This window comes from Kosakonia sp., assembly GCF_032104925.1.
GTDB lineage: Bacteria > Pseudomonadota > Gammaproteobacteria > Enterobacterales > Enterobacteriaceae > Kosakonia.
The window spans coordinates 13,540-26,728 of the sequence record NZ_DAMCGF010000003.1 but is presented as its reverse complement, the minus strand read 5'-3'; the positions used below and the strand labels follow the sequence as shown (position 1 = coordinate 26,728).

Sequence of the window (13,189 nt, the reverse complement as noted above, 5' to 3'; positions counted from 1 at the left end):
GGGCTTTTTTTATTTCTCTCACTCGTTCAGGGTGACGGCCGCTAAGAAGCTGATTCTGCTTTATTGCCCCCCGATTTAACTCTCAGGGGTCCGGCAGATGCAGATGCGGCTGTGAGGGATTTGTTCGCCTTCAGGAAGCAATCAATGCAACCTGTCGGGAAGTCTGTTTACCCGCTGACCTTCACCGCCGCCGCCGCCGCAATGGCATATTCCACCGCTTTTTCAACGTTATCTGCCACGGCCAGCGCGACGCCCATACGACGGGAGCCCGCAATTTCCGGCTTACCAAACAGGCGCAACTGCACGCCAGCACCTACGGCGCTGTCCACCTTATCAAAGGTGACATTCTGACTGGTCAGGCGCGGCAGGATCACCGCCGAAGCGGAAGGACCATACTGACGAATAGCGCCAATGGGCATGCCGAGAAACGCGCGGACATGCAGGGCAAACTCGGAAAGGTCCTGCGAAATCAAGGTCACCATGCCGGTATCGTGCGGGCGCGGGGAAACTTCGCTGAAGATAACGTCATCGCCGCAAACAAAAAGCTCAACGCCAAACAGGCCGTAGCCGCCAAGCGCCAGCACCACTTTGCTGGCGATAGCTTGCGCGCGCTCCAGCGCCAGGGGCGACATTTGCTGCGGTTGCCAGGATTCGCGGTAGTCGCCATCTTCCTGGCGATGCCCGACCGGCGCGCAGAAATGAACGCCGTCGACGGCGCTGATGGTCAGTAATGTGATTTCAAAATCAAAATTGACCACACCTTCAACAATGACACGCCCGGCACCGGCGCGGCCGCCTTGTTGGGCATATTCCCAGGCGCTTGCTAATTGTTCGGCGCTTTTAATAAAGCTCTGGCCTTTACCGGAAGAGCTCATCACCGGTTTTACAATACAAGGCAAACCTATCTCCGCGACGGCTTGCTGAAATACAGCTTCACTGTCGGCAAAGCGGTAACTGGAGGTGGGTAGCTGTAACTCTTCAGCCGCCAGGCGGCGGATGCCTTCACGGTTCATCGTTAGCTTGGTGGCGCGTGCGCAGGGGACGACATGCTGACCTTGCGCTTCCAGCTCAATCAGCGTATCGGTGGCGATAGCTTCGATTTCCGGCACGATAAAGTGAGGTCTTTCCTGTTCAACCAGTGCCTTCAACGCCGCGCCATCAAGCATATTGATCACATGCGAACGATGCGCAACATGCATCGCAGGTGCATCGGGATAGCGATCCACGGCAATCACTTCAATGCCCAGACGCTGACATTCGATGGCAACTTCCTTGCCCAGTTCACCAGAGCCTAATAACATCACGCGTGTTGCTGCGGGGCGCAGCGCAGTTCCTAAAAGAGTCATAGCATTGTACCGTTAGAAAAAATTTGCGCGCAGTATAAACGAAAACGTTTGCGTCTGTCTTTTATCACTTGCGGTGGTTTTTTCATCGCGCTACTATACTGTATAAATACACAGTTAAATGAGGCTGCATCATGGCGGTAGAAGTTAAATACGTAGTCATTCGTGAAGGTGAGGAAAAAATGTCTTTTGCCAGTAAAAAGGAAGCCGATGCTTACGATAAGATGCTCGATCTGGCCGAAGTCCTTGGTGACTGGCTTGCAACAGGGCCGGTAGATCTGGAAGACAACGCGCGCGATCAGATGGCGCTGTGGCTTGCTGAGCAAAAAGAGGCGCTTAACGGCATCCTGAAATCAGGCAAATTACCGGGCACGGAAGCTGAAGAAGCGGTAGCGCCGGTCGACTCTTCTGATTCGGAAGCGACTGACGCTGTGGATATCAAAACTGCAACGAAGCGCGTGAAAGTCGCCTGACCTTGCACTGCCAGCAATTTGTACCATGCTTTGAAGGGGTAAAAACCAGGAGATAAGCATGAAAATAGCAGGAGTTTTCGCCGGGTTACTTTTGCTGGCAGGCAGTATGGCGGCGCATGCTGTCACGGATAAGTCGGTGAAATTTCCCTCGTGCGAGGGACTCAAGGCAGACGGCATTGCCGCCAGTGTTAAGCGGGATTATCTGCAGAATCGCATTGTCCGATGGGCTGATGATCAAAAGAAACTGGGTCAGGCCGATCCAGTCGCCTGGGTCAATCCGAAGGAAATTACCGGCAAGAATGATAAATGGGTTGTGCCGTTAACCGTACGCGGGAAAAGCGCGGACCTTCACTATCGAGTGACTATCGATTGTAAAGGCGGAACCGCAGAGTATCAGCCGCGATCGTAACACCGCATTTTCCCATTCTTTTCAGATATAGACACTTCCTGACATCCCCCTCGCTTACTCTGTGCGCACAACTGTCATGATAAGCGAGGGTTCTATGAGCTGGTTAAATCAACTGCAGTCATTGCTTGGTCAAAAAGGTGATACGCAGACGCCGTCTCCCGGTGGCCAGGGGCTCAACAATTTGTTGGTGCCGGGTGCATTAGGTGGCCTGGCGGGTCTGCTGGTCGCCAGTAAATCATCGCGCAAACTGCTTGCGAAATATGGCACCGGTGCTTTGCTGGTGGGTGGGGGAGCCGTTGCGGGCAGCGTGTTGTGGAATAAGTACAAGGATCGCATCCGGGATGCGCATCAAGGTGAGCCGCAATTTGGTCAGCACAATACGCCTCTGGATGTCCGCACTGAGCGGCTTATCCTGGCGCTGGTTTTCGCCGCTAAAAGCGACGGACACATTGATGATAAAGAACGTGCGGCGATAGAACAGCAGTGGCGTGAAGCAGGTGTGGAAGCGCAAGGGCAGCAACTGGTAGCGAATGCTATAGACCAGCCGCTGGACCCCGCGCGTCTGGCGCAGGGAGTGCAAAACGAAGAAGAAGCGCTGGAAGTTTACTTCCTGAGCTGTGCCGTTATCGATATCGATCATTTTATGGAACGCAGCTATCTGAACGCGCTGGGCGATGCGTTAAAAATTCCGCAAGATGTGCGAGAAGATATCGAGGCGGATCTCAAAAAGCAGAAATTAGCGCTTAGCTCATGATTTAAATTACGTTTCGCTTGCATCGCGCGTGGGTTTTGCCACCCTTATAGGTATGTAAAACCAAATAAGAATTGTGCTATGTCGCCAAAAGCAAAAAAAATCCCGCACACCATGACAATGCATGGTGATACGCGTATCGACAACTATTACTGGCTGCGGGACGATACGCGCTCGCAGCCAGATGTTCTGGATTACCTCCATCAGGAAAATGATTACGGGCGAGAAGTGATGGCTTCCCAGCAAGCGTTACAGGACGACGTGCTGGCAGAAATTATCTCGCGAATACCGCAGCGCGAAGTCTCCGCGCCTTATATCAAAAATGGCTATCGTTACCGGCACATCTACGAGCCGGGAAGCGAATATGCGATTTATCAACGACAGTCAGTTCTCAGTTCCGAGTGGGATGAGTGGTCGGTCTTACTGGACGCCAACCAGCGTGCCTCACACAGTGAGTTCTATACCCTTGGCGGCATGGAAGTCTCACCCGACAACACCATTATGGCGATTGCTGAAGATTATCTTTCCCGCAGACAGTATGGTCTGCGTTTTCGCAATCTTGAGACGGGCAACTGGTATCCGGAAATGCTGGATAATGTCTCGCCGGAATTTGTCTGGGTTAACGATTCAGAAACGCTCTACTATGTGCGCAAACATGCCACAACATTACTGCCGTACCAGGTCTGGCGACACACCGTTGGCACGCCTTCGCAACAGGATGAACTGGTGTATGAAGAGCAGGACGAGACCTTTTATGTTGGCCTGAGTAAAACCACCTCCCAGCACTACATTACTATTCATCTCGCCAGCGCGACCACCAGTGAAGTACTCCTGCTGGATGCCGAACTGCCGGACGCGCAACCGCTGCGTTTTCTGCCAAGGCGCAAAGATCACGAATATAGCCTTGATCACTACCAGCACACCTTTTATTTGCGATCCAATCGTGATGGTAAAAACTTTGGTCTGTATCGCACCAAAGTGCGTGATGAACGGCGCTGGGAAGTGCTGATTCCGGCGCGCGAGCATGTGATGCTTGAAGGGTTTACGCTGTTTACTGATTGGCTGGTTGTGGAAGAACGCCAGCGCGGCCTGACCAGTTTGCGCCAGATTAACCGCAAAACCCGGGAAGTTATCGGCATCGCGTTTGATGATCCCGCCTATGTCACCTGGCTTGCTTACAACCCGGAACCGGAAACATCACGCCTGCGTTATGGCTATTCATCAATGACCATGCCAGACACGCTGTTTGAACTGGATATGGATACCGGAGAACGGCGTGTTCTGAAACAAATGGAAGTGGCAGGGTTTGATGCCAGCGATTATCGCAGCGAGCACCTGTGGATCCACGCCAGAGATGGTGTCGAAGTACCGGTGTCGCTGGTTTATAACCATAAACATTTCCGCAAAGGTGAGAATCCGTTACTGGTGTATGGTTACGGTTCTTACGGCGCCAGTATGGACGCAGATTTTAGCAGCAGCCGGCTTAGCTTGCTGGATCGTGGATTTGTCTGCGCTATCGCGCATATTCGCGGTGGCGGTGAATTGGGCCATTCATGGTATGAGGACGGGAAGTTCCTCAACAAGAAAAACAGCTTTAATGATTTTATCGATGTCACTGACAGCCTGCTGGCGCAGGGCTATGGCTCGCCCCTGTTTTGTTACGGCATGGGGGGGAGCGCAGGTGGATTACTGATGGGCGCGGTGATTAATCAACGTCCAACGCTATTCCATGGTGTCATTGCCCAGGTGCCGTTTGTCGATGCCCTGACCACCATGCTTGATGAGTCGATCCCGTTGACCACCGGGGAATTTGAAGAGTGGGGCAATCCGCAGGATGAAACCTATTATCACTACATTAAAAGTTATAGCCCGTACGACAATATTGCCGCGCACGCCTATCCGCATATGCTGGTAACGACCGGACTTCACGATTCGCAGGTGCAATACTGGGAACCTGCAAAATGGGTCGCGAAACTGCGTGAATATAAAACCGATGATAATTTGCTGTTGCTGTGCACGGATATGGATTCCGGGCACGGTGGGAAATCAGGCCGGTTTAAATCCTACGAAGGTGTTGCGCTGGAATATGCGTTCTTAATCGCCCTGGCGCAGGGAACATTGCCCGGAAAAGGGAACGGTTACTCTTCGCCCAGGTAGTGTTTTAAGGTTAAGCGTAGTTCCGGGCTCATGCGCTCCAGGTTGTTAAACAGCCAGCGCAGGTAGCCCGGATCGCGATCGGCAATTTCAGAGACGGCTTTCCCCCGGTATTTACCAAACGTAAATGTTGTCAGCAAAGCAGGGCGTCCGGTTACTGTGGCCATCTGATCGGGTGTCCAGCCAGACACCTGCATAATGTCGATCAACAGCGCAGCGGTGATGTAGCAATCATATAACGCCCGGTGGTGATGCAATCCGGCAGGGGTCTGAACACTCAGCTTGCGGGATTTATACAGCGCCATATTGCTGTATTTGATGCCGGGCCACAGGCGGCGCGCCAGCTTCATGGTACAAATCCACTCCCCTGGCATTTCAGGCAGCACCCGGCGATCAAAACTGGCGTTGTGCGCCACATACCAGTCGCTCCCGTAATAGTGCGGTACGATCTCCTCAATCCACGGCTGATGAGCGACCATCGCTTCGGTGATATGGTGTATCGCCATGGCCTGCGGACTGATTGGCCTGTCGGGGCGTACCAGATGGCTCATCGGGTTGACGATCTGCCCGTCGACGACATCAACGGAGGCAATTTCAACAATCCCCCCCTGTAAATCGCAGGTTTCGGTATCGATAACGCGTAACATGCCCGGCTCCATTATTTCACTTTGGGCTCGTAAGGCAGGCGGGAGAGCGACACGGAGGCCAGACGGTGGGCTATCAACCGCTCTCTAAACCAGTTCCGCAAATGTTCCGGCTGCTCGCGTTCAACGGCTTCGGCAATTACCGGCATGTTGTAACGCTCTTTAAACGCGACACCAGCCGCAGCAAGGTCGACGTTGATCTTGTCCATCTCTTGTTGTTCGAGCTGCGCTAGATTGGTAATCATGATGTTCTCCTGGGTTCACGCGGCAAAAGTTACTAAGCCTGTTGCAGAAAGACAAGCGCGCCGACGATGATACTCGACGCGATTATTGTACAGCGTTATTCTTTGTGCCATATGCATAACTAAAAGGAATGAACAATATGCCTGTTGCATCCTGTCGCCACTGGCGAGCCATCGCATTAATAGTCAGCCTGTTCGCTACGCCTGCTGTTCTGGCGCATGCCCATCTTAAAGGGCAGTATCCTGCCGCCAACGCCGCTGTTACCGCCGCACCACAAGCATTGACGCTGAATTTCTCTGAAGGCATTGAGCCTAAATTTAGCGGCATCGCGGTGACCAACACACAGCAGCAAATTATCAAGACTGGCGCGGTAAAGCGCAATGAGAATGACAACAAGCAGATGATTGTTCCGCTGGAGGAGTCGCTGCCGCCGGGCAACTATACCGTTAACTGGCATGTCGTTTCGGTTGACGGCCACAAAACCAGTGGCCAATACGCATTTTCCGTGAAGTGAATGATGTTAGCAGCCGTGTTGGTGGGATTGCGCTTTGTGCATTTTGCGGCCCTGATGTTGGTATTTGGCTGCACGTTATTTAGCGTGTGGTTCGCGCCGGGCAGTCTGCAACGCCTTCTCGCGCAACGCTTTCTTTTTTGGCAACGGGGCTGTTTATGGCTTGCCGCAGTAAGTGCAGCTGCGATGTTTGCCGCGCAGGGCGGTGTAATGGGCGATGGCTGGCCTGATGTAGTGCGTACTGAAATCTGGCTGGCAGTCGCTGGCACGCAAACCGGAGCCGTGCTGGCGTGGCAAGTTGTTGCTGCGTGTCTGGCGCTTGTTGTCGTGCTTATGCAACCGCTACAGCAACGTAAAATACTGCTACTGGTGATCCTGCAGTTTGTCCTGGCCGCCGGCACTGGGCATGCCGCGATGCGGGAAGGCGCGATGGGCGTGGTGCAGCGGGGTAATCATGCCTTACATTTATTATGTGCCGCAATGTGGCTGGGCGGGTTATTGCCCGTATTATTCTGCATGAAACTGGCCCATGGTCGCTGGCGTGCGGCAGCAATTGCCACCATGATGCGCTTTTCCTGGTACGGTCATTTCGCCGTCGCAGGGGTGATCCTCACTGGCGTTATCAATACACTCTTAATCCAGGGTTTGGTCTGGCCATGGCAGAGCCACTGGGGGCAGGGGTTATTGTTGAAATGTGCGCTTGTGGCGCTGATGGTAGTAATTGCTGTGATGAATCGGTATGTTCTGGTGCCGCGGCTGAATCAGCAAAGCGACACCGCGCGGCAACGTTTTATCGCGTTGACCTGGGTCGAAGTCGGGCTGGGCGCACTGGTGCTGGCAGCGGTAAGTTTGTTTGCAACATGGGAACCTTTTTGAATGAACCTGGCGGGAAAAATGAAGAAGAGTTTATTAGTTCTGGTAATGCTGGCATGTTCAGGTACGGCACTGGCTTCGCCGCAGGTCATTACCGTAAGCCGCTTTGAGATTGGCAAAGACAAATGGGCATTTAACCGTGAGGAAGTCATGCTGACCTGCCGGCCAGGTCATGCATTGTATGCCATCAACCCCAGCACGCTGGTGCAATACCCGTTGAATGACGTTGCTGAAAAAGAGGTGGCCAGCGGTAAGACTATTGCTCAGCCGATTAGCATTATTCAGATCGATAATCCCGCCAAACCTGGTGAAAAAATGAGCCTTGCGCCTTTTATTACGCGAGCTGAGACACTTTGTTAAAAGCCTGCGTTAATACGCTGATCCACAATAAAAAACCGCAAGCCTGAATACACAAGCTTTGCGGTTTTTACTTTTCATAAGCGTGACGGTAACCCAATTTTTCTGACCACTTTTGTCGCGGACTGGAAAACCTGACGCCGTCATCTATTCTTAAAGTGCAAGGCGACTTAGCCTGCATTAATGCCAACTTTTAGCGCACGGCTCTCTCCCAAGAGCCATTTCCCTGGACCGAATACAGGAATCGTGTTCGGTCTTTTTTTATCTCTACGTCATGCAGGTTTCTTAATCTCGTCATGAAAATTCCCAAAACCGTGCATCGCCACAAACCATAACATATTCTGCACCGCGTACGTCCAGGTATTTTTTTGTCATTACGAAGTTTTTATGACCAGAATAATGTGTCCTCCATGCGCGGCATCACATAGCCTGCCAGTAAGCCAGGGTAAACCGTCACGTGCCTCGGGCTTACGGTTTTCCAAGGCACAGAAGATAAATCGCCTACTCAGCAGAGGTTCTGAACCAGGGGGCCGTTAATGGTTTCACTCGATGCACTTTCGTTTTGGCGAAAGCTTTTGACTTGCTTGCCCTGGTCCAGCAATAAGCTGCACTTCCAGAACATCATTACTTCCCTGATGTGCCGGCAACCCGCGTAAGTCAAAGTGAATAGCGCTCGCTATATCTTTCGCATGACGGCTGCAACATACCGAAAGTAGTTATAAAAAACTCAATATCACGACGATATAACCGATAAGATGATCCGACTTTTCATTCAAGGGAGTGCACATGTTGTGAAAATAAAGATGGCATTAGCCATGTTATTCGCTTGCGTGGCTTATGGTCAGGGCGATATACAGCGCAATGAGCTGGAGAAGGCTGTCATCGATTTTTTAAGAAAAGTGACCTGGTCCCGGGATGGTGTCAGCCCGTAAAGGAAATTCTGGCAAAAGACCCAAACAATCAACAGCCAAAGGAAATGTTGATAGGGTTTTGAGATAACAATATTGATTTTACAAAACCAGTATCTTTCCCTGACATTTCATAACACGAATATGCGGGAGATTCTTATAACTGCGGTGTCATCTCAGGAGAGACTGAACTTGGCCGTAGAATTGGCATCTGATTTATTTCCGCAGAACCCAATCATCTGATTATCGGTTTCAAGTTCTCGCGACGACCGAGTGTCTATATTGCTAAAAAACCGTTTACGATTGCAGAATACCGTCGGGAGATTGATTCGTTTAATAAACTTAATAGCGATATTTGCCTTTAGGCTTGCAGGTATTAGCGCTCGATAATTGCCAGATATTCTGCGCGGATCTTGCATCCGGGCACGGTGATGTGTCACGGCTCAGAAATAGTCCTTGGTGCGAGCGTCAATATTAAACAGCGACATTTGGGTGGACTCCTCCGGGGAGGTCAGTAGCGCAAAGCATCAGAAAAGTGCTTCGGGTGCCCGGAGGGGGATGTAAAAAAGCACAAGAATTGGCACCAACGAATTTCAACCGTCCAGCCCGGTCTGCAAATCACGTTAGCTGGACGGTTACAGGCGAATGCTGTTATGCCGAAAATAAGTCGTTAATTTTTGCAATCACATCGTCCAGTAATTCGAAACGGCGGCGGTATTCAGCACGTTTTTTACTAGCGATCGCCTCCAGCGGTTTACGGGCGAATTGCAGCGGTAAACGCCAGCGCCATGCACTCTCTTTTTCGCCTTCAATTGACGCCCAAAACTCATCATAGCTGGCATGGAAATGGCGGCCTTTGCTCAGGCGATAACGCAACGCACGGAAGACGTGCCCGTTATCACTGACGCCATAAATTGCCGAAACGCCGGAAAGCAGGGAAATCTGGCTGATGACTTCAAGCAGCATCTTTTTCGGGAAGATGCCGTGGCAGGCGCGGGTTGCGATTTTAATCACTTCATGGCTGACGTTTCGGCGCGGGCCTTGCAAACCACCAATCACCAGCGCGCGATGGCCTTCTTCACCCACCACACTAAAGGTCACGCTTGCAAGCAAGGTTTGCTCGCCATCATACATCCACAGGGTGGTTTCTCCCTCGCGCTCAGCTTTGCTGGCACAAGAGGCATAGACGCTAAAACGCGCATCATCTTTGCCAGTAAATTCAATTACCTGCACCTGTACGGGTGAGCTCAGCGCTTCAGCCAGTTTTGGCGATACTTTTTCATCAAGCCAGGCGTAGTGGCTAATAATGGCATTCGCACGTTGCGAAGCATTTAACCCGAGCGTTAAATATTGGCGATGCGATTTACTCGGCAGCGTTATTTGCGCATCAAGTAAGCGGCTAAAATTCGGGCGCTGCGAAAGCGCGGTAAGCATCCGGTTTGTGGACGACCAGAACAGCAGCGAACGTAACAAAAACTTAAAGCGGTAATTACGTTTTTTCCAGATAGGACCAGGCACAAGACGTCCGCTTATCAGGTCGGAAATAATATGCGTATTATGATTTGAGTTAAGTTCTGTTTGCAGGCTGGGATTCGACACGGAGAAAGACCTCTAAAAGTTGAGCGCTTAGTTTAGAGGCCTGGAAAATACAAATTAACCTTGCTGCCAGCTTTATTTCCGTTCTGTTTAAGTTCTATTTATAAATAGATACAAAAACAATTCTCTCTTATTTAAGTAGGATTTTCCTATACTGGTGAGAGGGGGGGATGAATATGTATCAGCGTATTGAAGGCATTCACTGGCGACATATTTGGATTGTCGGCGATCTACACGGTTGCCACCAGCGTTTAATGCAAGCCTTACGGGAACGCCACTTTGATCCCTATCAGGATTTACTCATCTGCGTCGGTGATCTAATCGATCGTGGTCCGCAAAGCCTGCAATGCCTTGAATTACTCAATAAACCCTGGTTTCGTACCGTGCGTGGCAATCATGAACAGATGGCTATCGACGCGCTGCGTTACGGCGAGATGGCGATGTGGCAGCTTAATGGCGGCACCTGGTTTAGCACGCTTGATGAAGCGCAGCAGCAACAGGCGCTCGAAGCACTGCGTACCTGCGCTGAATTGCCATACATTATGGAGTTGCGCTGCAGGGAGGAGGTGAATGTGATTGCCCATGCAGACTATCCGGCAGAGGAGTATCTGTGGGAACAGGAGGTGGACAGTGAATCCGTGCTCTGGCGGCGCGACCGGCTTAACCAGCTTTTAGCCGGTAAAGGCAATCGCATCGCGGGGGCCGATCATTTCTGGTTTGGCCATACTCCGCTTAAGCAGCGTTTTGATGGGCACAATCAGCACTATATTGATACCGGGGCGGTTTTTGGCGGCGAACTGACGCTGGTACAGCTTCAGTGATCAGAAATCGCTGAACTCGTTAGCCGGGTGCCAGAAACCATCGATAAACTCTTCTACCGGAAAACAGCCGCCGTGGCGCATTCGCTGATCGTTCATTGCGATGAGACACTGCTGTTCCGTGTTATAGACATCAACCACGATGTCATCGCATCCACCGTCCAGGTAGCAAACAAATAAAACCAGAGCGAACATTCCATCCTCAGCGCTGTACAACGTAACGATAAGTGTAGGGGATGAATGAGGGCAGGGGAAATCAGGCAGGTAAATAACCCGTCTTGCGGACGGGTTCCCTTTGGGTCAGGCAAGACGCATAACCCAGGTATCAGATTTCTGATCGTAATGTTCGCGATAAAGCACCGAGTGTTCGCCATTCAGGATCGCGGGAATGCTGGTATCCGCGTCCCAGGCATCAAGCTGCATACATAAATCCGGGTCAGAACTGCAGGGAATGCGTAACGTTCGCTCGCCCTGATTATCTCCCTGCAACTCGGCATCATCGATTTCAAATGCGCCAATACGCACGCTGGTTTTCGTCATAATGCTCTCCGTTGATCGTCAAAAAATGTGGTATGACCAGTAAGGTCACCCACATTTCAGCCTGGTACAACAATGAGCAAGTCGCCAGTCAAAAAATGCGTTTTTTTAGCGCACTGTCACGCATTACCGGCGAACAATCGCCCATCACGTACCAGTTCACGGGGATAACTGTTTTTCAGACGTGAACCAATTTTTTTGGCAAGCCCCAGAGGCTGGCCCTGGAAAGTGACAATCACTTCATCATTTTTGGGAGGATTTTGCGGGTAAATATCGCGCCCGCGATACCACTCTTCCGCCTCCGCGAGCGTCAGCGCAAACGCCAGCGGATTATTAAGACCGGCGAGAGCAATAACGGCCTCATGCTGCCAGCGATACCCTTTGTTATAGGTCTCAGCAAGACGAATACCAATACGCGAAAAACGGACTTTGCCAATCAGTGGCTCGATCTGCGCCGGGAACAGCCAAATCTCTTTATCCCGCTGCCATAAATGCAGCTCGTCGCTCCATTGAAGACCAACCTGCGCAGCTGCTGCTGCCACCTGCGCGGCGTCTTTGGGTTTCAGCGGGGTAAAGGGAAAATTACCGACCTTGTAAGTCGGCGCGGGCAACGGCGCTATCGCGGCGGTTTTGCGCAGGCGGGCAACAAAAAAACCTTCACAGTCGTAAATCTGCGGGAACACATGCAGAAAACCTTCTGCGGTGAGCGCCTGGCTGGCTTGCGGGAACAGTTCACCGAGCGGCAAAAATTGTACAGCATGCGGGTACTTAGCCTGCAGCCAGTGGCAGATCGCTTCGTTTTCGTCACGATTAAGGGTGCAGGTTGAGTAGACCAGGGTTCCCCCGGGTTTTAAGGCGTGGAATGCGCTGTCGATCAACTCGCGCTGGATGGCGGCAATCTCAAGGTTACTGGCAACAGACCAGTTTTTTAGCGCGTCAGCATCTTTACGTACCACGCCTTCGCCTGAGCAGGGCGCATCAAGCAAAACAGCATCGAACATTTCTGGTAATGCCGGACCGAATACGCGTCCGTCAAAATGGGTCAGCGCCACGTTGCTGATGCCGTTGCGACTGATGTTGGCATGCAATACTTTTACGCGGCTGGCGGAAAACTCATTTGCGAGGATCGCGCCCTTGTTGCCCATCCGTGCGGCAATCTGCGTGGTTTTAGAACCTGGGGCTGCGGCGACATCTATCACCCGCTGCGGCATTTCCCCGTCGGCAAACAGCGCTGCTACGGGCAACATTGAACTGGCTTCCTGAATATAAAACAGGCCGCTCAGGTGCTCTGCGGTGCTGCCCAGTGGCAATGTGTCTTCATCATCGCGCTCGATCCAGAAACCTTCCGCACACCACGGTACCGGCGTTAATTGCCAGCCATAAGGCGCGACCAGTTCCAGAAAGTCGTTAACGGCAATTTTCAGCGTATTGACGCGGATACTGCGCCGCAGTGGGCGTTGACAGGCAGCAATAAATTCATCGAACGAGAGATGTTCCGGCATGGCTTGACGCATTTGCGCCAGAAATTCATCCGGAAGATAGACAGCGTTTTGAGCCACGGGGCGTACCACA

The 13,189-nt window shown here is 51.8% G+C and carries 15 protein-coding genes; 8 read left to right on the top strand and 7 right to left on the bottom strand.

Annotation, left to right across the window (positions count from 1 at the left end):
* Positions 1-167 precede the first annotated feature (167 nt).
* Entirely contained in the window at positions 168-1,346 is a 1,179-nt protein-coding gene (gene purT / locus RT644_RS06255) for a formate-dependent phosphoribosylglycinamide formyltransferase (protein ID WP_313626171.1), read from the bottom strand.
* 131 nt (positions 1,347-1,477) lie between these two features.
* Here purT and RT644_RS06250 point away from each other — a divergent pair, with 131 nt between their 5' ends.
* From RT644_RS06250 to ptrB, 4 genes are all read left to right on the top strand, one after another.
* Positions 1,478-1,816, top strand: a complete 339-nt coding sequence (locus RT644_RS06250; RefSeq protein ID WP_313626170.1) for a YebG family protein — start codon at positions 1,478-1,480, stop codon at positions 1,814-1,816.
* Positions 1,817-1,874: 58 nt separating this feature from the next.
* Positions 1,875-2,225: a protein YebF gene (gene yebF / locus RT644_RS06245; protein WP_020454110.1), complete on the top strand. Its 351-nt coding sequence runs from the start codon at positions 1,875-1,877 to the stop codon at positions 2,223-2,225.
* Between the two features lie 94 nt (positions 2,226-2,319).
* Entirely contained in the window at positions 2,320-2,979 is a 660-nt protein-coding gene (locus RT644_RS06240) for a tellurite resistance TerB family protein (RefSeq protein ID WP_313626169.1), read from the top strand.
* A 78-nt stretch (positions 2,980-3,057) separates the two neighbouring features.
* The gene (gene ptrB, locus RT644_RS06235) at positions 3,058-5,133 is read left to right on the top strand and encodes an oligopeptidase B (RefSeq protein ID WP_313626168.1); all 2,076 of its coding nucleotides are present in this window, start codon (positions 3,058-3,060) and stop codon (positions 5,131-5,133) included.
* On the opposite strand, the gene exoX is transcribed toward ptrB, so the two are convergent.
* Both exoX and RT644_RS06225 read right to left on the bottom strand, forming a co-directional pair.
* On the bottom strand, positions 5,115-5,777 hold the full coding sequence (exoX, locus tag RT644_RS06230; RefSeq protein WP_020454107.1) for an exodeoxyribonuclease X: 663 nt from the start codon (positions 5,775-5,777) through the stop codon (positions 5,115-5,117). The two genes, ptrB and exoX, sit on opposite strands and share 19 nt — an antisense overlap.
* A gap of 11 nt (positions 5,778-5,788) precedes the next feature.
* A complete protein-coding gene (locus RT644_RS06225) occupies positions 5,789-6,019 on the bottom strand; it encodes a DNA polymerase III subunit theta (RefSeq protein ID WP_020454106.1) in 231 nt (76 codons plus the stop codon).
* A 137-nt stretch (positions 6,020-6,156) separates the two neighbouring features.
* On the opposite strand from RT644_RS06225, the gene yobA reads away from it, so the two are divergent.
* Genes yobA through RT644_RS06210 form a run of 3 tightly spaced genes read left to right on the top strand, consistent with a single transcriptional unit; the run spans position 6,157 to position 7,761 of the window.
* Positions 6,157-6,531, top strand: coding sequence for a CopC domain-containing protein YobA (gene yobA / locus RT644_RS06220; protein ID WP_313626167.1), 375 nt, complete (start codon positions 6,157-6,159; stop codon positions 6,529-6,531).
* Complete coding sequence (copD, locus tag RT644_RS06215) at positions 6,532-7,404, top strand: copper homeostasis membrane protein CopD (protein WP_313626166.1); 873 nt, start codon at positions 6,532-6,534, stop codon at positions 7,402-7,404. It begins immediately after the preceding gene.
* A gap of 18 nt (positions 7,405-7,422) precedes the next feature.
* Positions 7,423-7,761, top strand: a complete 339-nt coding sequence (locus tag RT644_RS06210) for a YebY family protein (protein ID WP_044489676.1) — start codon at positions 7,423-7,425, stop codon at positions 7,759-7,761.
* 1,556 nt (positions 7,762-9,317) lie between these two features.
* On the opposite strand, the gene RT644_RS06205 is transcribed toward RT644_RS06210, so the two are convergent.
* Positions 9,318-10,265, bottom strand: coding sequence for a VirK/YbjX family protein (locus tag RT644_RS06205; protein WP_313626165.1), 948 nt, complete (start codon positions 10,263-10,265; stop codon positions 9,318-9,320).
* 173 nt (positions 10,266-10,438) lie between these two features.
* Between RT644_RS06205 and pphA the strand changes: the two genes are divergently transcribed.
* A complete protein-coding gene (pphA, locus tag RT644_RS06200; RefSeq protein ID WP_045511355.1) occupies positions 10,439-11,083 on the top strand; it encodes a protein-serine/threonine phosphatase in 645 nt (214 codons plus the stop codon).
* Here the strand turns inward: pphA and RT644_RS06195 are convergent, their stop codons facing one another.
* The 3 genes from RT644_RS06195 to rsmF all read right to left on the bottom strand — a co-directional run bounded on the left by RT644_RS06195 (position 11,084) and on the right by rsmF (position 13,176).
* Complete coding sequence (locus RT644_RS06195) at positions 11,084-11,275, bottom strand: YebW family protein (RefSeq protein WP_017456957.1); 192 nt, start codon at positions 11,273-11,275, stop codon at positions 11,084-11,086. It lies immediately after the preceding gene.
* 105 nt (positions 11,276-11,380) lie between these two features.
* The gene (locus RT644_RS06190) at positions 11,381-11,620 is read right to left on the bottom strand and encodes a YebV family protein (protein WP_017456958.1); all 240 of its coding nucleotides are present in this window, start codon (positions 11,618-11,620) and stop codon (positions 11,381-11,383) included.
* A gap of 116 nt (positions 11,621-11,736) precedes the next feature.
* A complete protein-coding gene (rsmF, locus tag RT644_RS06185; protein ID WP_313626164.1) occupies positions 11,737-13,176 on the bottom strand; it encodes a 16S rRNA (cytosine(1407)-C(5))-methyltransferase RsmF in 1,440 nt (479 codons plus the stop codon).
* Positions 13,177-13,189 lie beyond the last annotated feature (13 nt).

Coding starts and splice junctions, on each gene's coding strand:
- purT (WP_313626171.1), bottom strand. CDS start 1,346: ATGACTCTTTTAGGAACTGCGCTGCGCCCCGCAGCAACACGCGTGATG.
- RT644_RS06190 (WP_017456958.1), bottom strand. CDS start 11,620: ATGACGAAAACCAGCGTGCGTATTGGCGCATTTGAAATCGATGATGCC.
- RT644_RS06240 (WP_313626169.1), top strand. CDS start 2,320: ATGAGCTGGTTAAATCAACTGCAGTCATTGCTTGGTCAAAAAGGTGAT.
- yobA (WP_313626167.1), top strand. CDS start 6,157: ATGCCTGTTGCATCCTGTCGCCACTGGCGAGCCATCGCATTAATAGTC.
- copD (WP_313626166.1), top strand. CDS start 6,532: ATGATGTTAGCAGCCGTGTTGGTGGGATTGCGCTTTGTGCATTTTGCG.
- RT644_RS06250 (WP_313626170.1), top strand. CDS start 1,478: ATGGCGGTAGAAGTTAAATACGTAGTCATTCGTGAAGGTGAGGAAAAA.
- exoX (WP_020454107.1), bottom strand. CDS start 5,777: ATGTTACGCGTTATCGATACCGAAACCTGCGATTTACAGGGGGGGATT.
- RT644_RS06195 (WP_017456957.1), bottom strand. CDS start 11,275: ATGTTCGCTCTGGTTTTATTTGTTTGCTACCTGGACGGTGGATGCGAT.
- pphA (WP_045511355.1), top strand. CDS start 10,439: ATGTATCAGCGTATTGAAGGCATTCACTGGCGACATATTTGGATTGTC.
- yebF (WP_020454110.1), top strand. CDS start 1,875: ATGAAAATAGCAGGAGTTTTCGCCGGGTTACTTTTGCTGGCAGGCAGT.
- RT644_RS06210 (WP_044489676.1), top strand. CDS start 7,423: ATGAAGAAGAGTTTATTAGTTCTGGTAATGCTGGCATGTTCAGGTACG.
- RT644_RS06225 (WP_020454106.1), bottom strand. CDS start 6,019: ATGATTACCAATCTAGCGCAGCTCGAACAACAAGAGATGGACAAGATC.
- ptrB (WP_313626168.1), top strand. CDS start 3,058: ATGTCGCCAAAAGCAAAAAAAATCCCGCACACCATGACAATGCATGGT.